Origin of the sequence: Kitasatospora herbaricolor, assembly GCF_030813695.1 — a bacterium.
In the GTDB taxonomy this organism is placed as follows: domain Bacteria; phylum Actinomycetota; class Actinomycetes; order Streptomycetales; family Streptomycetaceae; genus Kitasatospora; species Kitasatospora herbaricolor.
On the sequence record NZ_JAUSVA010000002.1, the window covers coordinates 821,754 to 840,753 of the forward strand.

General features: G+C 73.8%; 12 protein-coding genes and 1 pseudogene. 5 read left to right on the forward strand and 8 right to left on the reverse strand.

Features of this window, described 5'->3' with window-relative positions:
• Positions 1 to 41: 41 nt before the first annotated feature.
• Positions 42 to 689: a TetR/AcrR family transcriptional regulator gene (locus tag J2S46_RS04120; protein ID WP_191293885.1), complete on the reverse strand. Its 648-nt coding sequence runs from the start codon at positions 687 to 689 to the stop codon at positions 42 to 44.
• Positions 690 to 1,186: 497 nt separating this feature from the next.
• On the opposite strand from J2S46_RS04120, the gene J2S46_RS04125 reads away from it, so the two are divergent.
• On the forward strand, positions 1,187 to 3,412 hold the full coding sequence (locus tag J2S46_RS04125; RefSeq protein ID WP_191293886.1) for an RICIN domain-containing protein: 2,226 nt from the start codon (positions 1,187 to 1,189) through the stop codon (positions 3,410 to 3,412).
• Between the two features lie 126 nt (positions 3,413 to 3,538).
• Here the strand turns inward: J2S46_RS04125 and J2S46_RS04130 are convergent, their stop codons facing one another.
• Together J2S46_RS04130 and J2S46_RS04135 are read right to left on the reverse strand one after the other, a co-directional pair.
• A complete protein-coding gene (locus J2S46_RS04130; RefSeq protein WP_191293887.1) occupies positions 3,539 to 5,884 on the reverse strand; it encodes an AbfB domain-containing protein in 2,346 nt (781 codons plus the stop codon).
• Between the two features lie 143 nt (positions 5,885 to 6,027).
• A pseudogene (locus tag J2S46_RS04135) lies at positions 6,028 to 8,512 on the reverse strand (RICIN domain-containing protein).
• 576 nt (positions 8,513 to 9,088) lie between these two features.
• Here J2S46_RS04135 and J2S46_RS04140 point away from each other — a divergent pair.
• A complete protein-coding gene (locus tag J2S46_RS04140) occupies positions 9,089 to 10,183 on the forward strand; it encodes an ABC transporter substrate-binding protein (RefSeq protein WP_307348705.1) in 1,095 nt (364 codons plus the stop codon).
• Between the two features lie 199 nt (positions 10,184 to 10,382).
• Positions 10,383 to 11,465: an aldose epimerase family protein gene (locus J2S46_RS04145; protein ID WP_307348710.1), complete on the forward strand. Its 1,083-nt coding sequence runs from the start codon at positions 10,383 to 10,385 to the stop codon at positions 11,463 to 11,465.
• A gap of 237 nt (positions 11,466 to 11,702) precedes the next feature.
• Here J2S46_RS04145 and J2S46_RS04150 read toward each other — a convergent pair whose 3' ends face one another.
• From J2S46_RS04150 to J2S46_RS04170, 5 genes are all read right to left on the reverse strand, one after another.
• The gene (locus tag J2S46_RS04150; protein ID WP_191293540.1) at positions 11,703 to 13,964 is read right to left on the reverse strand and encodes an MMPL family transporter; all 2,262 of its coding nucleotides are present in this window, start codon (positions 13,962 to 13,964) and stop codon (positions 11,703 to 11,705) included.
• 282 nt (positions 13,965 to 14,246) lie between these two features.
• Entirely contained in the window at positions 14,247 to 14,987 is a 741-nt protein-coding gene (locus J2S46_RS04155; protein WP_191293542.1) for an alpha/beta fold hydrolase, read from the reverse strand.
• Positions 14,988 to 15,099: 112 nt separating this feature from the next.
• Complete coding sequence (locus J2S46_RS04160; RefSeq protein ID WP_191293544.1) at positions 15,100 to 16,080, reverse strand: ribokinase; 981 nt, start codon at positions 16,078 to 16,080, stop codon at positions 15,100 to 15,102.
• A gap of 15 nt (positions 16,081 to 16,095) precedes the next feature.
• Positions 16,096 to 16,644, reverse strand: coding sequence for a GNAT family N-acetyltransferase (locus J2S46_RS04165; protein WP_191293546.1), 549 nt, complete (start codon positions 16,642 to 16,644; stop codon positions 16,096 to 16,098).
• A gap of 116 nt (positions 16,645 to 16,760) precedes the next feature.
• Complete coding sequence (locus tag J2S46_RS04170; protein ID WP_191293548.1) at positions 16,761 to 17,552, reverse strand: thioesterase II family protein; 792 nt, start codon at positions 17,550 to 17,552, stop codon at positions 16,761 to 16,763.
• Positions 17,553 to 17,938: 386 nt separating this feature from the next.
• Here J2S46_RS04170 and J2S46_RS04175 point away from each other — a divergent pair, with 386 nt between their 5' ends.
• Both J2S46_RS04175 and J2S46_RS04180 read left to right on the forward strand, forming a co-directional pair.
• On the forward strand, positions 17,939 to 18,370 hold the full coding sequence (locus J2S46_RS04175) for a VOC family protein (protein ID WP_191293550.1): 432 nt from the start codon (positions 17,939 to 17,941) through the stop codon (positions 18,368 to 18,370).
• A 48-nt stretch (positions 18,371 to 18,418) separates the two neighbouring features.
• Positions 18,419 to 18,802, forward strand: coding sequence for an MmcQ/YjbR family DNA-binding protein (locus J2S46_RS04180; protein WP_307348718.1), 384 nt, complete (start codon positions 18,419 to 18,421; stop codon positions 18,800 to 18,802).
• The last annotated feature ends 198 nt before the right edge of the window (positions 18,803 to 19,000 follow it).

Consider the following 19,000-nt stretch of genomic DNA (forward strand, 5'->3'; position numbering starts at 1 on the left):
GCAGGGCCCGCCACCGAGGACGTGGGACGGCCGGGCGGGCGCTACCCCGCCTTGCGGCCCTCGGACGGGTCCGGCAGCCCGGCGGCGAGCAGCCCGAGGGCCTCCCGCACCAGCGGGAGCAGCGGGACGGGCGGGTCGGCCCGGAGCCACCGGTCGGTGGCCGTCTGCTGGGCCGCCAGCACGGCGGCGGCGACCAGGCCCGGGTAGAGGTCGGCGGCGGCGTCGGTGCCGGTCCGCGCGGCGACGGCGGCCGCGAAGTCGCCCCCGGCCGCCGCACCGGCCTTCACCATCTCGGCCTGCAGGGCGGGCTCGGCGAGCAGCAGGCGCACGCCGGCCGTCCAGGCCGGATCCGGACTGCGGTCCGCCTCCTCGAAGTTGGCCAGGACGACCCGCTCCAGGGCGTCCCAGAGCGGCTCGTCGGTCGGCCGGGCCCGCAGGGCCTCGGCGGCCCGCCGCATGCGGTCCGCGTTCCGGGAGACGATGGCCTCGTACTTGCTGGAGAAGTAGTTGTTGAAGGTCCGCGGCGACACCCCTGCCTCGGCGGCGATGTCGTCGATCCGCACGTTCTCCAGCCCCCGCTCCTGGGCCAGGCGAAGCGCCGCCCAGCTCAGGGCCTGCCGGGTGGCCAGCTTCTTGCGCTCCCGCAGCCCTCCCGGGGAGTCGCCGACCCCCGGCACGTCGTTCGTCATGGCTCCACCCTAGGGAGAATCTGCGCGACAGGCAATATTGCGTAGCCCGCAATATTTTTCCCCGCAGCTGCGATCCCGGCGCCGGGTACCCCGCCTTAAAGCCGGGGCCGCCGGGGCCTCGCCCCGCCCGCGGAGCTGGCCGTTCGTGCCGCCGCGGTCGTCAACTCGCCCACCGCGCCAGGCGGATCCCGCCGCCGACCCAGGAGCCGACTCCGCCCGGAGTATTGACGCGGCCCTGTCCAGACCAGTTAAATCGCGACTTGAACTAAGAGCCGAACAAAGCCCGTTCGCGCCACCGCGCCGACGTTCGGGCAGTACCCGCGACGGCCCCCGACCCCGATCGCCGGCCGGCTCGGCATGCCCCGCGCGAGGCAGCACGAGCTCACGCGACACCAGGCCCCACCCCCGACGGCCGACCGCCCGCCGATGAGCGGACCACCGGCCGGCGGGCCCCTACGCCGGCGCCGCCCCATCGGCGCCGAAGATGGAGGACCTTCATGACCACAGCCGAACTCCAGCCGCCCGCGCGGCCGAAACCGCCCGCGGCGGGTCACCGCGGCCTGGCGCTCACGGTGACCGGCGCCCTGCTGGCCACCGTCGGGCTCACCCTCGGGGCCGCACCGCACGCCCAGGCCGCCGACACCCTGCCCACCGGCTGGACCACCGTCGTCAGCAAGGCCAACGGCAAGTGCGTGGACGCCCGCGCGGCGGCCGCCACCGACGGCACCGCCGTCCAGCAGTACGCCTGCAACGGCACCACCGCCCAGCAGTGGCAGCTCCAGGGCACCGACGCCGGCAACGTCCGGGTCAACAGCCGGATCGACGCGAGCCGCGCCTGGGACGTCACCGGCGTCTCGGCCGCCGACAACGCCCTCGTCCAGCTCTGGTCCTACTCCGGAGGCCTCAACCAGCAGTGGCAGCCGGTCGCCGAAGGCGGCGGCTACTACCACTTCGTCAACCGCAACAGCGGCAAGTGCCTGGACGTGCCGGCCGCCTCGGCCGCCGACAGCGTCCAGCTGGGCCAGTACACCTGCAACGGCACCGGCGCGCAGTCCTTCTCCTTCGGCACCCCGACGCCCCCGGCGGGCACCCCGGACTTCGGGCCGAACGTGAAGATCTTCGACCCGTCGATGCCGGCCGCGACCATCCAGTCCACCCTGAACTCGGTCTTCTCCCAGCAGGAGAGCAACCAGTTCGGCAGCGCCAGGTACGCCCTGCTGTTCAAGCCCGGCACCTACAACGTCGATGCCAACGTGGGCTTCTACACCCAGGTGGCGGGCCTCGGCCTCTCCCCCGACGACGTCACCATCAACGGCGCCGTGCACGCCGAGGCGGACTGGTTCCAGGGCAACGCCACCCAGAACTTCTGGCGGGACGCCGAGAACTTCTCGGTCAACCCCTCGGGCGGCACCGACCGCTGGGCGGTCTCGCAGGCGGCGCCGATGCGCCGGGTCCACATCCGCGGCGACCTGCAGCTGGACGACGGCGGCTGGTCCAGCGGCGGCTTCCTGTCCGACTCGAAGATCGACGGGCAGGTCCGCTCCGGCTCCCAGCAGCAGTGGCTGTCCCGCAGCGACCAGTTCGGCAGCTGGTCCGGCTCCAACTGGAACATGGTCTTCGTCGGCGTCAACGGCGCACCCGCCACCACCTTCCCCAGCCCGCCCATCACCAACGTCGGCCAGGCCCCGGCCGTCCGGGAGAAGCCCTTCCTCTACGTCGACCAGGCCGGCGGCTACCAGGTCTTCGTCCCCGCGCTGCGGACCAACACCGCGGGCACCAGCTGGGCGGGCGGCAGCACCGCCGGGTCCTCGCTGCCGATCTCGCAGTTCTACATCGCCAAGCCCGGCGACTCGGCCGCCACCATCAACGCGGCCCTGGCCGCCGGGAAGAACCTGCTCCTCACGCCCGGGGTCTTCCACCTCTCGGACACCATCCGGGTGACCCGCCCGGACACCGTGGTGCTGGGCCTGGGCCTGGCCACCCTCGTCCCGGACAACGGCGTCACCGCCCTCTCGGTCGCGGACGTCGACGGCGTCAAGCTGGCCGGCCTGCTGGTCGACGCGGGCACCACCAGCTCCTCCGTGCTGGTGCAGGTCGGCCCGGCCGGGTCCACCGCGAACCACGCCGCCAACCCGACCACGCTCAGCGACGTGTTCTTCCGGATCGGCGGCGCGGGCGTCGGCAAGGCCGCGCAGAGCCTGGTGGTCAACAGCAACAACGTCATCGGCGACCACCTCTGGCTGTGGCGGGCCGACCACGGCAGCGGAGTGGGCTGGACCTCCAACACCGCCGCCAACGGGCTGGTGGTGAACGGCGACGACGTCACCATGTACGGCCTGTTCGTCGAGCACTACCAGCAGTACCAGACCATCTGGAACGGCAACGGCGGGCGGACGTACTTCTACCAGAACGAACTGCCCTACGACCCGCCGAACCAGGCCGCCTGGATGAACGGCTCCACCCAGGGCTGGGCCGCGTACAAGGTAGCCCCCGCGGTGACCAGCCACGAGGCCTGGGGGCTGGGCAGTTACGCCTACTTCAACGTCAACCCGGCGGTCGTCGAGGCGCACTCCTTCGAGGTGCCGAACACCGCGGGCGTCCGCTTCCACGACATGGTGACGGTCTCGCTCGGCGGGACCGGGACGATCAGCCACGTCATCAACAACAGTGGCGCGGCCGCCAACTCCGGCAGCAACGTGGCGAATCTGGTCAGCTACCCCTGACCCGCCGGCGGACCGGCCGTGGTGCGGGGCGGGGCGCCGCCCCGCACCACGGCCTTCACCGCATCCCGGCGCCGCCGGACGGGGGCCGGGCCGTGGTGGCCCGGCCCCGCTGCCCGCGGCTCGGGGTCAGGGCGCCCAGGGCGCGTCCACCGACCAGGTGGTGTCGGCGAGGAAGCTGCCCGGGTTGCCGTCCCACGGGTTGTTGCCGCCCTGGGTGGCGATCCACACCTCGGAGTTGATGTGCCGCAGGTAGCGGTCCGGGTAGGCGAGCGCCGTCAGCCGGACCCCGCCGTTCCCCGGGTGCGCGCAGAAGGTGGCGTCGGAGTTGTACAGCGCCCCGCTGCCGGCCTCCCGGTAGACCCTGCTGTCCCGGTGGCGCAGGTACTCGCCGGGGTAGTTCCGCGACTCGAAGGAGTAGCAGGAGCCGTCGGCCAGACCGGGGACGATCTTCCAGGTGGCGTCGCTCTTCAGCACCGCGCCGCTGTTGGCGTCCACCACCTCGGTGTTGGCCAGCCCGGTGTAGTGCCGCAGGTACCGGTTGGTGTAGCCGGGCGTGGTGACCCGCAGCGACTTGTACTGCCCGGTCGGCAGGGTGACCGGGGCCGGGGGATTGCGGGAGGCGTTGATCAGCGCCAGGTTGGCGGCCTTCACCCGCGCGGCGTCCACCTTGACCACCTGGCGGTCGTACGTGAGCAGGCCGTTGACCTCGTTCTCCACGTCGGTGATCTCGGTGTAGACGGACGCCGACAGCCCGGCGGGCATCTGGTTGTCGCGCAGGCTGTCGATCAGGCCGACGAAGCGGTCGGTGAGCGCCGCCTGGCTGGGCTGGTCCTCGTAGCTGAACCCGCCGCCCGGGTACCACTCGTGGCCCGGGATCCGGAAGCCCAGCCCGCCGTACTCGCCGAGCACGGCGGCCCGGGTCGCGGTGGGCAGGGTGCTGCCGGGGCCGACGTAGACGTGGTTGTCGACCACGTCGCCGTTGCCGCCGTCCACCGCGCCGCAGCAGTTGACGCCGCTCATGTTGTCGACCAGCCGGGACGGATCGTAGGCCTTGACGTCGTTGGCGATCCGGGCCTGGTCGTACTGGCCCCAGCCCTCGTTCTCGTCGACCCACTGGATCAGCGCGGGCGAGCTGCGGTGCTGGTCGATGATGCGGTGGTACTCGGCCTCCCACTGGGTGCGGGCGGCGGTGTCGGGCGTCCGGGTGTCCATCGCCGGCATGTCCTGCCAGACCAGCAGGCCCAGCCTGTCCGCCCAGTAGAACCAGCGCTGCGGCTCCACCTTGATGTGCTTGCGCACCATGTTGAAGCCGAGGTCCTTGTGCGCCTGGAGGTCGGAGCGCAGGGCCGCGTCGGTCGGCGCGGTGTAGATGCCGTCCGGCCAGTAGCCCTGGTCCAGGGTGCCGGTCTGGAAGACGAACTTGCCGTTCAGCACAGGCCGCAGGACGTTGTTGACCTTGGCCACCGCGATCGTGCGCATGCCGGCGTAGCTGCCGACGGAGTCGACCGTGCTGCTGCCGGAGACCAGGTCGGCGCGGACGTCGTAGAGGAACGGGTCCTCCGGCGACCACACGTGCGGGTTGGGCACGGGCACCGCGATCTGACCGCCCACCGCGCCGGTGGCGGTGCCGACCACCGTGCCGCCGGTGGAGACGGTGACCCGGACGCTCTGTCCGTTGGCGCCGTCGGCGAGCACGGTCGCCCGGAGGGTGTTGTCCGTCAGGTCGGGCACCAGGTCGAGCCGGCTGACGTGGGCCGGGGCGACGGGCTCCAGCCAGACCGTCTGCCAGATGCCCGAGGCCGCGGTGTAGAAGATGCCGCCGCCGGAGTGCGGGGTGACGCCGTTGTTGTTGCGCTGCTTGCCGACGGCGCCGCCGCCGGTCTGGGTCGGGTCGTAGACCGAGACCACCACCGTGTTGGTGCCGGCGGTCAGGTACGGGGTGATGTCGTAGCCGAAGGAGTCGTAGCCGCCGCTGTGCGCGGCGCCGGCCTGCTGCCCGTTCACCCGGACGGTGGTCTGCCAGTCGCTGGCGCCGAAGTTGAGCAGCACCCGCCGCCCGTTCCAGCCGGCCGGGACGGTGAAGGTCCGCTTGTACCAGAGCTTGTCGTTCTGCGAGACCTGCCGCTGGATGCCGGAGAGCGCGGACTCGGCGACGAAGGGCACCCGGATCTGCTCGTTGAAGGAGGCCGGCTGGCCGGCCCCGGCCGCGGTCACCGCGAAGTCCCAGATGCCGTTGAGGTTGGCCCAGTCGGGGCGGGTCAGCTGCGGCCTGGGGTACTCGGGCAGCGGGTTGTCGACCGGCACCTGGCTGGTCCAGGGGGTGGTCATGGGCGCTGATTCGGGTGTCCAGGTGGCGGCCCGGGCGGGCGTCTGGACGGCCAGCAGGACGGCGGCGGCCAGAGCGAGTACGGCGAGCAGGGCGATCGGCCGGCGGCCGGCCGGTGACGGCCCGGGCAGGGCTGAGCTGTGCATCTGTTCTCCTCCGGTGGGGTGGGGTGACGGGAGAGGAATGGGTGCGCGGGGTTCGGCGCCCGGCGGGGGCGCGCGGGGGCACGGCGCCCGGCCGGCCGCACGAAGGTGTGGCCGTCAGCGGGTGCTCGGGGGCCGGGCAGCGGTCAGATCAGCTGCCACAGGTGGTCGACGGTGCCGTTGTCGGCGAACTGGACGACCTGGGCGCTGTCCGCGGTCGACATCAGGTCGACGCCCAGCACCTTGCCCGAGTTCTGGTTGCGGATCCGGTACCAACCGCCGCCGCTGTCCACCAGCTGCCACAGGTGGTCGGCCGTCCCGTTGTCCGCGAACTGCACCACCCGGGCGCTGTCCGCGGTCGACATCAGGTCGACGCCCAGCACCTTGCCCGAGTTCTGGTTGCGGATCCGGTACCAACCGCCGCCGCTGTCCACCAGCTGCCACAGGTGGTCGGCCGTCCCGTTGTCCGCGAACTGCACCACCCGGGCACTGTCCGCCGTCGACATCACGTCCACCCCCAGCACCTTGCCCGAGTTCTGGTTGCGGATCCGGACCCAGGGGGCGGGCGGGGTCCACGGCCGGCCGGTGGGCGAGGTGGTGGGGAAGGCGGTGACCCGCAGCCGGGCGGCGCCCATCGGGATCAGCGTCACGGTCTCGACCACGGCCGTGCTGCGGGCCGGACCGTCCTGCAGCGGCGTCACCACGTGCTGGCTGTCGGCCTGCCACTCGGCGATCCGCCGGGCCGGCACGGTGATCCGCAACGGGCTTCCGGCCTGGGTGAACGGGGTTGGCGGCGAGCGGCCCGCCGGTGGCGGCGAGCACGGGCGCCCCGGCGTCCAGGGCCAGCCCGTAGTTCCAGGGGCTGGTGGCGTGCACGGCGTACGAGGGGAAGACGGCGCTGCCCCCGTACCGGGTGAACTGCTCGCCGATCCGCAGCGAGTAGGTGAGCGGCCCATGGTCCACCGAGACCGCGCCGTGGTTGGCGCCCCAGGTCCGGACGGTGGTGCGCTGCGGCAGCCGCAGGGTGACGGTGTCGCCGTCCTTCCAGGTACGGGTGACCACGGTGTAGGCCGGTCCGGCCGGGGCCGCCACCGCCGCGCCGTTCACGGTGAGGACGGGGGCCTGGCACCAGCCGGGCACCCGCAGGTACAGCGGGAAGGCCACCGCGCGCGGCGTCGACAGACGCAGCGCGACCGTCTCCGTGAAGGGGTAGTCGGTGGTCTCGGTGAGCGTCACGGTGGTGCCGTCGGCGACCTTCGCGGTGACGGTGCTCGCGGCGTACATCGCGGCCGCCAGACCGTGGTCGGGGGTGGCCAGCCAGAGCTCCTCCAGGAAGTACGGCCAGCCCATGCCGTAGTTGTGCGGGCAGCAGCGGTACTGGTCGACGCCGGCCTGGTAGGCCTGCATGGCGAAGCCGTTCTGGAACTGGCCCTGGGTCTTCGCGGCGTCGTCGAGGTCGACGCTGTTGGCGCTGGTGATGTAGTGCACCGCCCGGCCGGACGGATCCAGCGACGCGGGAAGCGAGTTGAAGGCGAGGTCCTCGCAGCGGTCGGCCCAGACCGGATCACCGGTGAGGCGGTTCATCAGCTGGTGGCTGGCCATGAACTCGACGATCCCGCAGGTCTCGAAGCCCTGCCGCGGGTCGCCGAAGCCGGCCCGGACGTTCTCGTCACCGGCGAACCCGCCGCCCGGGAACTGCCCGTGACCTGCCATCACCGCTTCGTAGTTGTGGTAAGCGGCGGCGGTGTGCGCGGCCGATCCGGAGCGCAGCGCGTACTGGGCGGGCTCGCGGTAGCCCTGGGCGATGTTGACGTTGTGCGGGCTGGGCAGGTTGTCGACCCAGTTGGCGCCGCCGCTGTGCATCCGGTCGGCCAGGCCCAGCAGGAAACTCTCGCCCGTCCGGTTGAACAGCCAGAAGAGGCTGTCCAGGGCGTCACCCCAACGCTGCGACACCCAGCTGCTGTTGAAGGCGCCGGGGCCCTGGCCGTCCAGATAGCGGAAGAAGCCGCTGAGCAACGGGATGATCCGGGTGTCGCCGGAGTACTCCTGCCAGCTGCGCAGTGCCCAGGTGAGCGGCAGGAAGGGCCACGCGTCGAGGCCGCCGTTCAGCGAGGTGCGCAGGGCGGCCGGGCCGAAGAAGCCGTCGGGCTGCCGGGTCGCGACGATCGCGTCGATCCAGCGGCGGGCGCCGGCCAGGGCGGTGGCGTCCCCCGTGGCGACGGCGAGGTCCACGTAACCACGTAGCCAGTAGGGCAGTTCCTCCCAGCCGGTCCGGTCGGGGCGCACCCAGCCGCTGCTGTTCATGTCGAGGAAGTGCGAGATCTCCTCGTACCGTCCGCACAGTCCGGCCAGTTGGAGACGGAGTTGGCCGTCCAGCCAGCCGCGGGCCGTGATGCTGCCGGGCGGCAGGCGCAGGAAGGCGGTGGGCTGGAGCGGCGCGGCGTTGGGGGTGTACAGGCCGCCCCGGGCGGGGGCGACGGCGGACGGTCCGGCGGCGGTGGAGGATCCGGGGCCGGCGGGTGGCGCGAGGGCCGCGGGTGCGGAGGACGCGAGGTCCGCGCCGTGCAAGGCAAGCGCCGTTGCACCGGCGGCGACGGTGCCGTTGACGAACTGTCGGCGGTTCAGGGGCATGGCGGTACTCCTCGGGTGGGGGAGCCGGAGTCCGTACGGGTGGGGCGGGCCGGCCCACGCCGAGGTCCGGACGGGCGGGCGCCGTCCGGGCGGGTACTGGCGGGCGTGGGCCGCAGCTGCGGCGTGCGCACCGGCAGGATCCGGGGCACGGGGTGCGGGGGCTGGGTGCGGGGGCTGCGACGAACCGGTGCGGGCTTACGGCGTGCGGTGTCCGGCGTGCGGAAGACGGCCGCTCTTCCAACGTTGGAAACAGCTTCGCCAACGGCATCAGAGCATGCGTCAGTTGCCATGTCCAGAGTCCTGACCGACTTGGACCCGTTCCCGTCGAGCCTCCGGCGAAGGGAGGGAAAATCCCGGAGAACGCTCTCTTGTCGGCCCTCGGCGGGATGTGTATAACGTTGTAAACACCGACGACGGTGGCCCGCCGAAGGCCGACGGACCACCACCCGGACGCCGACCGCCCTTCCGTGCCGTCCGGTCGGGCCACCCACCCGTGGCCGGCCGCCCTTCCGGCCACCCCAGGACCCATGAACCGCCCGGCGACCACCACCGCCGCACCAAAGGAGTGTCGTGAGCATGACCATCAGAGGATCCCGTACCCTCACCGCCGCCTGCCTGCTCACCGTGGCCGCCACCCTGGCCGCCTCCGGCTGCGCCAAGCAGGAGGGATCCTCCACCGCCGCCTCCGGCAACTCCAGCGCCGGCGCCCAGGTCGTCGCCTCACCCACCGCCGCCGCGGGCGACGCCACCGGCGGCTGCGACCTCAAGACCTACGGCGCCACCAAGCTCGACCTCAAGGACACCGTCGTCGGCTTCTCCCAGTCCGAGAAGGAAGCCAACCCGTTCCGCATCGCCGAAACCCAGTCCATCAAGGACGAAGCCGCCGAACTCGGCGTCAAGAAGCTCCTCACCACCAACGCCCAGTCCCAACTCCCCAAGCAGATCAGCGACATCCAGGACATGCTCAACCAGGGCGCCCAACTCCTCATCGTCGCCCCCCTCAACTCCGACGGCCTCGAGCCCGCCCTGCAGGCCGCCGCCGCCAAGCACGTCCCCGTCATCACCATCGACCGCAAACTCAACGCCACCCCCTGCAAGGACTACCTCACCTTCATCGGCTCCAACTTCGTCGACCAGGGCAAGCGCGCCGCCGACGCCCTCGTCAAGGCCACCGGCGGCACCGGCAAGGTCGCCGTCCTGCTCGGCACCTCCGGCAACGGCGTCACCACCGACCGCACCAAGGGCTTCGTCGACCAGATCGCCGCCACCGCCCCCGGCCTGCAGATCGTCGCCCAGCAGACCGGCGAATTCGCCCGCGACAAGGGCCAGCAGGTCACCGAACAACTCCTCCAGTCCCACCCCGACATCACCGCGATCTACGCCGAGAACGACGAGATGGGCCTCGGCGCCGTCACCGCGATCAAGAGCGCCGGCAAGAAGCCCGGCACCGACATCAAGATCGTCTCCGTCGACGGCACCCGCAACGCCGTCCAGGCCCTCGCCGGCGGCGAATACAACGGCGTCGTCGAATCCAACCCCCGCTTCGGCCCCCTCGCCTTCGCCACCGCACAGAAGTTCTTCGACGGCACAGGCATCCCCGACAACGTCATCATCACCGACCGCGCCTACGACCCCGACAACGCCAAAACCTCCCTCGACGGCGCCTACTGACGGGAACCCACCGCACGACCACCGTCCGGACGGTCGACGAGCAACCGGGCCGTGCCCGCCCACGCCGCGGGCACGGCCCGGCTGCTCGCGGTCCGGGAGTGGAGGGCCCGACGCAGCCGACGGCGCCCGGCCCGCGAGCACCGCACCCGCACCCGCACCCGCACCCGCACCCGCACCCACCGGACCAGAGAGGCCCTCGATGCCCCACCCGGCGCCCCACCGTGAACCGTTCGGCCGCGCCCCCGACGGACGTCCGGTGGACCTCTGGAGACTGGAGTCCGCCTCCGGCGTGAGTGCCGAGATCCTCACCTACGGCGGTGTCCTGCACCGCCTGTCGGTGCCGGACACCGCCGGGCGCAGCCGCTCGGTCGTGCTGTCCCTGCCGGACGTGCCGGCGTACGCGGCGCGCAGCCCGTACTTCGGTGCCCTGGTGGGGCGTTACGCCAACCGGATCGCGGGCGGGCGGTTCAGCATCGAGGGGCGCTCCTACCGGGTGCCGGTGAACGACCACGGCCACGCGCTGCACGGCGGGCCGGAGGGCTTCCACAGCCGGCTCTGGCAGGCCGAACCGGCCGGCGGGCGGGCCGCGGTGGAGTTCTCGCTGGTCAGCCCGGACGGTGACATGGGCTTCCCCGGGGCGCTGTCGGTGCGCGCCCGGTACGCGCTCGACGAGGCGGGGACGCTGTCGGTGGCCTTCGAGGCGTTCTGCGACCGCCCGACCGTGGTGAACCTGACCAACCACGCCTACTTCAACCTGGGCGGCGCCGGCTCCGGCGACGTGCTCGGGCACCTGCTGGAGGTGGACGGCGACGAGTTCCTGCCGGTCGCGCCGGACGCCATCCCGTACGGTCCGGCGCGGGCGGTGGCCGGCACCCCGTTCGACCTGACAGGGCCCCGGCCCGTCGGCCGGGCCCTGGCGGTCGAGGACCAGCAGCTGAAGAACGCCGGCGGCTTCGACCACTGCTGGCTACTACGCCCGGCGGCCGGGCCCGATGCCCTGCGCCGGGCGGCCCGGCTGGCCGACCCGGCGAGCGGGCGGGCGCTGGAGGTGTGGACCACCGAACCGGGCCTGCAGGTCTACACCGCCAACCGGTTGGACGGCACGCTGGCGGACGCCGACGGCCACCACCACCCCCGGCACGGCGGCATCTGCCTGGAGACCCAGCACCTGCCCGACTCGCCCAACCGGCCCGAGTACCCGAGCACCGTCCTACGCCCCGGCGAACGCTTCACCAGCCGCACCGAGTTCCGCTTCCCGCACCTGCCGCCCACCCCGGCCTGAACCCGGCCACCCAGGCCTGAACCAACCGCCGACCACCGACCACCGACCACCGACCGCCGACCACCGACCACCACTGATCCGTCACCGCCGACAGGCCGCCGCTGACAGCAGCGCCGCCGTGGCGGCCATCGCCCTGGCCACCACCCTCCACCGGTGCGAGCGCCGCGCACGCCGACTCCCAGGACGACCGCACCCACCCCTGCGTCTGCCCCGCCCACCGCCGGGCCGGCGACCGGTTCAGGCCGGGCCCGGGGCGGCCGGCTCCTCCTCGCCCTCGGTGTCCAGGTGCGGCAGAATCCGGTCGAGCCAGTGCGGGATCCACCAGGCGTGCTTGCCCAGCAGCGTCAGCACGGCGGGGACGAGCAGCAGTCGCACGATGGTGGCGTCGATCAGCACGCTGACCGCGAGGCCGAGGCCCAGCATCTTCACCACGATGTTGTTGCTGAGCAGGAAGGCCGCGAAGACGCTGACCATGATCAGGGCCGCGCAGGAGATCACCCGGGCGGTGATCTCCAGGGCGTGCGCGACGGCGCCCTTGCTGTCCCCGGTGCGCAGCCAGGCCTCGCGCACCCGGGCGAGCAGGAAGACCTCGTAGTCCATGCTCAGGCCGAAGACGATGGCGAACATCATCATCGGCACGTAACTCTCGATCGGCACCTTGCCGTTGACACCGAGTGCGGGACCGCCCCAGCCCCACTGGAAGACCGCCACCACCACGCCGTACGAGGCGGCGATCGAGAGCAGGTTGAGGACGGCGGCCTTGACCGCGATCAGCACCCCGCGGAACACGATCAGGATGATGATGAACGCCAGTCCGACCACGGTGGCGATGATCAGCGGCAGGCGCTCGGACACGATGTCGAGGAAGTCCACCTGGGCGGCGGTGGTGCCGGTGACGTAGCCCGAGGCCGCGGTGCCGGCCACCGCCTGCGGAAGGGTGTCGTCCTTGAGGGTGTTCACCAGGTCGGTGGTGGACCGGTCCTGCGGGGCGTTCACCGGGATGACCGTGGAGACCAGCGCGTTGCCGTCGCTGGTGGGCTGGAGCGGGGTGACGGTCGCGGTGCCGGGCACCGCGGCCAGGGCGTTCTGCACGCTGGTGGCCAGCGCCGCGCGGTCGCCCGAGGGCACCGCGTTCTGGTCGATCACCACGGTCAGCGGACCGTTGGTGCCCGGGCCGAAGGCGTCGCTGATCAGGTCGAAGGCGCGCCGGTCGGTGAAGCTGGTCGGATCGGCGCCGTCGTCGATGTGCCCGAGCTGGATGGAGAACAGCGGGATCGCCAGCACGCCGATCACCACCACCCCGACCGCCATGAACCACCAGGGCCTGCGCTCCACCTTCTGGGCGTACCGGTGCCACGGGCCGGTGACCTGCTCGTCGGGCCCGGTCTCGGTCTCCGCGATCGGTTTGCGCAGGTGGAAGCGGTCGATGTTGCGCCCGGCCAGGCCCAGGAACGCCGGGGTGAGGGTCAGTGCCCCGAGCACCGCGGTGATCACCGTGACCGCCGCGGCGATGCCCAGGTTGCCGATGAAGCTCACCCGGGAGACGTAGAGGCCGGCCAGGGCGACGATGACGGTGCAGCCGGAGACCAGGACGGCCCGTCCGCTGGTCGACACCGCGTGGCCGGCGGCGGTGGCCGGATCCTCGCCGTCGATCAGCCGTTGCCGGTGGCGGGTGATCAGGAACAGCGAGTAGTCGATGCCGACGCCAAGGCCGATCATGGTGGCCAGGGTGGGTGAGACGGTCGCGAAGGTGAGCGCGTTCGCGAGCAGGCTGAGACAGCTGAGGCCGACGATCACCCCGATCAAAGCCGTGACCAGCGGCATCCCGGCGGCGATGACGCTGCCGAAGCCGATGATCAGCACGATGACGGCGACCGCGAAGCCGATCGCCTCGCTCAGCAGGTCGGTCGTCTCCGGCCGGGCCAGCTCCCCCAGCGAACCGCCGTACTCGACCTGGATGCCGGCCGCCCGCAGCGGTGCGACCGCGGCGTCGACGCCGTCGAGGTATTCCTGCCCGAGCGAGGACGGGCTGACCGCGAACCGCACCGTGATGTAGGCCGTCGTGCCGTCCGCGGACAACGGCGCGTTGGGCGGCGGCTGGGCGCCCGGGGCCGGCGGGGTGGCGGGGATCGGGTCCACCGCGGACAGCACGTCCGGCAGCTGTTCCAGGGCGCTGACCGTCTGGCCGATCTGGCTCTGGAACGCGGTCAACGGCGTGTCGTCGTGCAGGACGATCGGCGAGCTGAAGCCGCCGGCCGACGGCTGGTACATCTTCAGGACGTTCAGCCCGGTGTCGGACTGCGTGCCGGGCAGGGTGAAGTCGTCGGAGTAGGTGCCGCCGACGGTGTTCTGCAGGGCGTGCAGGCCGCCCAGGCCGACCAGCCACAGGACCATCACGATAACGAAGTGCCGCGCGCACCACTCACCGAGCGCCCGCAGCCCCTTGGGCGGGGCGGCGGCCCCGGGGGTGCGCCCGGCCCGGCTCTCTGGTGCTGACATGCGGACTCCCGGGCTCGCTCGTGGCAACGGCCGGAGCAGCGGCCGGCACCGGAACGGGCGGCGGACGGCTCCCGGGCCGAGCGTAGGTGTCGGCGGAGCAGCCGACATCCGGGGCGCGGGGGATTCGCCGGACCGAGCACGCTAATGGCTGACCGCGCGGCGCCGATCGGCCGTACGGTCGGTCGGCGGTCGGCGTTCGGCGGTCGGGCCACGCAGCGCGGCGGGCCGGACGCCGGCCGGCTCGGGCGGGCCACCGGCCGGCTCGGGCGGTCCGGCCGCCGTTCAGCCTCCTCGGGCCCCCGTCGGGCGCGGCCCGGTGGCCCGGCCGGCGGGGCGGTCCGGGGCGGTGAGGAAGTCCGTCACCACCACCGCGAACTCCTCCGGCCGGGCCGCGTGCACCAGGTGCCCGACCGGGATGGTGACGATCCGGCAGTCCGGGACGAGCCGGGCCAGCTCGGCGATGCCGTCCTGCGGCACATGGCTGCGCGACCCGCCGGCCACCACCAGGGTCGGCGCGGTGATCAGCCCCAGCGCCGCGAGCCAGGCCGGGTCCGGCTCGTCCACCTGGCCCTTGATCGCCGGAACCACCGCCCAGTCGTACGACAGCGGCCCGTCCGGCCTGGTCAGTTCGGCCGGCTTCCTGGGGAGCGGCGCCGGGACGTCCTCCAGCACCAGCCGCCGCACCCGCTCCGGCGCGGCCGCGGCGACCAGGTACGCCACCACACCGCCCATCGAATGCCCCACCAGGTCCACCGGCTCGGGCCCGAGGGTCGCCAGCAGGGCCAGCACGTCGTCACGCATCAGCTCGAAGGAGTACGCGCCCGGGCGGTCGCTGCGCCCGTGGCCGCGCAGGTCCGGCGCGTGGACCCGCCGGTGCAGCGCGAAGGCGTCGCGCACGCCGTCCCAGTCCGCCGCGCCTTCGCCGAGCGCGTGCAGCAGCACCAGCGGACGGTTCCCGGGATCGCCCGACACCCGGTGGGCCAGCCGGATTCCACCGAGCAGGGTCTCGCAGTCATCGGTCATGCCCGAAACGTACCTGCGCGGGGCGGGCGCCGGAACACCACGCGCCCGCGCGCGGCGCGGCGCCCGACGCAGTGTCACTCCGGCGGCCCGCGCCGGCGCGGCGCGGCTGCGGTCAGCGCTCCGGCAGTTCCTCCGGCGTGGGGAAGGAACTCTGCGCCCCCTGCCGGGTCACCGTGGCGGCGCCCACCCGGACGGCGAGGCCCGCGGCGGCGGCCAGGTTGTCGCCCGCTCCCAGTCGCCAGGCCAGAGCGCCGGTGAAGGCGTCGCCGGCGCCCGTGGTGTCGACCGCCTCGACCACCGGGCTCGGCAGCCGGGACGTTCCGCCGGCGTCCGCCACCAGGGCGCCGGCCCGGCCCAGGGTCACCACCACCGACCGCGCGCCCCGCGCGAGCAGGGCAGCCGCCCAGGCCTCCGGCGTTCCGGCACCGGCGCCCTTCCCGTCGCCCGCCCCGTCGCGTTCCCCGTCACCGTCCCCCTCGCTCCGGCCGCCGCTCCCGCGGCCGCCGAGCAGCAGCCGGGCCTCGTGCTCGTTGACCACCAGGGGGTCACAGGCCGTCAGGACCTCGGCCGGCAGCGGCACGGGCGGGGAGGCGTTGAGCACCATCCGGGTACCGGGGCCGACCGTGCGGACCACCTCGACCACGCTCTCCAGCGGGATCTCCAGCTGGAGGGAGACCACGGGCGCCGCCCGCAGCAGGCCGGCGGCGGCCCGCACGTCGGCCGCCGACAGCAGGGCGTTGGCGCCGGCCGAGACCACGATGGTGTTCTCGCCGTCCGGCCCGACCGTGATCAGCGCCAGCCCGGTCGGCGCGCCGCCGGTCAGCACCGGGCCGGTGTCGACACCGGCGGCGCGCTGCGCCGCCAGCAGCAGGTCGCCGTGCGCGTCCGCGCCCACCCGGGCCAGCAGGGCGACCCGGGCGCCGAGCCGGGCGGCGGCCGCCGCCTGGTTGGCCCCCTTGCCGCCGGCGTGGGTCCGCACCGGTGACCCGGGCACGGTCTCACCCGGCCCGGGCAGCCGCTCCACCCGCAGGACCAGGTCGGCGTTGGCCGAGCCGACCACGACCAGTTCGGGGCCCGTCTTCGCGGCGTCCATGCCGGGCGCCGCCGCTCAGGCGCCGGCCGGTACGGCGGCGGTGAGGTCCTTGCCGTACCAGACCTCCGCGTAGGGGCCGTTGCTGTAGGCCGGGATCTCGGCGTAGCCGTGCCGGGTGTAGAGCGCGCGGGCCTCGACCAGGTCGAGCCTGGTGTCCAGCACGATCCGGCGGGCACCGAGCGCCCGGGCCGCCTCGTCCACGGCGGCCAGCAGCCGGGCGCCGCCGCCGGAGCCGCGGGCCTCGGAACGGACGAACACCCGGGTCAGCTCGACCGTGCCGGGGTCCAGCACCCGCAGCCCGGCGCACGCCTGCGGCCGGCCGCCGAGCCTGCCGAGCAGGAACAGCCCGGTGGGTGGCGCCAGGTCGTCGCTCGGGAAGGCGGCCAGCCCCTCCTCGATCTCCTCGGAGGTGGAGACCCGACCCTGGTGGCGGAGGTAGTACCGGTCGCTGACGTCGATCAGGTAGTCGCGGAGCAGCGCGACCGCCTCCGGCGAGGTGACGGCGGCCGGGGCGACGGCCCAGGCCGGTGCGGCGGTGGTGGCGGTGGCGGTACTGAGGGTCATACCGGACATTGTCCCCGGCGGCGGATGATCTTGCCACGGAATTTCGCGCCCCGGGCCGACGGACCCGCCGGACGAACGGAGCCGGCCCGACGGAGGGAGGAGTCCGGCCGGACCGGTCAGCCCGGGCGCCCCGGGGCGGCGGCCGGGCGCAGCGCCAGGTCCTGCCGGATCCGCCCGGCGATCTCCTCCCAGGCATCGGCCAGGTAGAAGTGCCCGCCGCCGGGGAAGACCCGCAGGCCGGTGGCGGCCGTGGTGTGCTCGAACCAGGCCTCGGCCTCGGCGACGTCGACCCGCGGGTCGCGGTCCCCGATCAGGACCGTGACCGGGGTGGCCACGGTGGCGCCCGGCGGGCAGCGGTAGGTCTCGATCGCCCGGTAGTCGGCCCGGACGCCCGGCAGGACGAGCGCGCGCAGCTCCGGGTCGGCGAGCGCGCCGGGGGCGGTGCCCTGCAGGGCCTCGATCTCCGCCACCAGGTCGTCGTCGTCCAGCAGGTGGACCCGCTCGTCCCTGGTCCGGGACGGGGCCCGGCGGCCGGAGGCGAAGAGGGCGAGCGGAGGCCGGCCCGGGCCGGCCTCCAGCCGCCTGGCGATCTCGAAGCCCAGCACCGCGCCCATGCTGTGTCCGAACAGTGCCAGTGGTTCGCCCGTCCAGGGGCGCAGCGCGGCGGTGATCCGGTCGGCCAGCGTCCCGATGTCGGCCACCACCGGTTCGTGCCAACGGTCCTGCCGTCCCGGGTACTGGATCGCGAGCACCTCGACCTCGGGAGCGAGCAGCGCCGACAATGGCAGGTAGAAGTTGGCCGAGCCGCCCGCGTGCGCGAGGCAGACCAGTTTCACCCGGCTCGCCGGCGAGGGGTGGAAGCGCCTGATCCACCGATCGCCGTCCTCGGTTCCGCCCGTGGTGCTCATCCGGTGCCGTCCGCCCCTCGTCGTCACTCCTCCGGCCGCCTGCGGGCCGGCGGTCCGCCGCGTCCCGCGTGCTGCCGGGTGCCGGGTGCCGGCCGCGCCGCCCGGGCCCGGCCGTGACCGGCGGCGTTCCCGCGGGACCGTTCCGAGGATATCGGCGCCGGCCGGCCGGTCGACCCCTGTTCCGCCGCCCGGCAGCCCCTACCGCCGGGGCACCCCTACGGCGTGGCCGACCCCTACGGCACGGCCGGCCGGGTGACGGGCGCCCCGGCGGCGGGCCGCCGGTACCGGCCCCCGGGCGGCCGGGGCGGGAGACTGGCCGGACAGCCGCCGTCGGCCGAGGACCGGGCCGGCCGCGCGGAGCCCACCCGGACCGGAGGCGCACGACCATGACCGACCTGACGCCCGCACCGCAGGTGTGGCCCTCACTGCGGGCGAACGACGCCCGCGCCCTGATCCGCTTCCTGGTCGAGGCCTTCGGCTTCGAGGAGACGGCCGTGTACGGCGAGGGCGACCGCGTCGACCACGCCCAGCTCTGCTGGCCGGAGGGCGGCGGCGTGATGCTCGGCTCCGCCCGGCCGACCGACGAGGCCGACAAGTGGCCGCTGCGGCCCGGCCACTTCGGCGCGTACGTGGTGACCTCCGACCCCGACGCGGTGCACGCCCGCGCCGTGGCGGCCGGCGCCGAGGTGGTCGACGGGCTGCACGAGACCGACTACGGCTCCCGGGACTTCGCGGTCCGCGACCCGGAGGGCAACCACTGGTCCTTCGGCACCTACCGCGGCGAGCCGCGCAAGTCGCCGCCGCCGGCGGCGGGCTGACCGGCCGTGCCGGCGACCGGACGGCCGGACGGGCCGTCGGACGGGCCGGTGGCCGGGGCCGCGCCCGGACCGCCGGCCGCGCTGGAGCGGCTGCGCGCGCTGTGCCTGGCGCTTCCCGGGTGCGAGGAGCGGGTGAGCCACGGCGAGCCCAGCTGGTTCGCCGGCGGCCGGCGGATGTTCGCCACCTTCGCCGACCACCACCACGACGACCGCACCGCCTGCTGGACGGCCGCGCCGGCCGGCGTCCAGGAGCACCTGGTGGCCGCCGATCCCGAACGGTTCTTCCGCCCGCCGTACGTCGGCGGGCGGGGCTGGGTGGGGGTGTACCTGGACCGGCCGGTGGACTGGCCGCACCTGGCCGACCTGCTGCTGGAGGCCTACCGGCTCACCGCCCAGGCCCGGCAGCGGGCCGCCCTGGACGAGGACGACTGACCGGACGGCGCGCCCCGGCGCCGCGAGCGGACCCACCGTCGCCTCGCCGGGGCGCGCCGTCCGTTCGCGGGCTGACGGGCCGTCCGCCGACTGCCCGCTGGGGCCGCGGTCACGGTTGGGTGACCTTCCGCCGCCGGAACTGGATCACTCTTCCGGAGCAGTCCCGGGACCGATAGGTTGCGGCCTTCACCGCTTCCC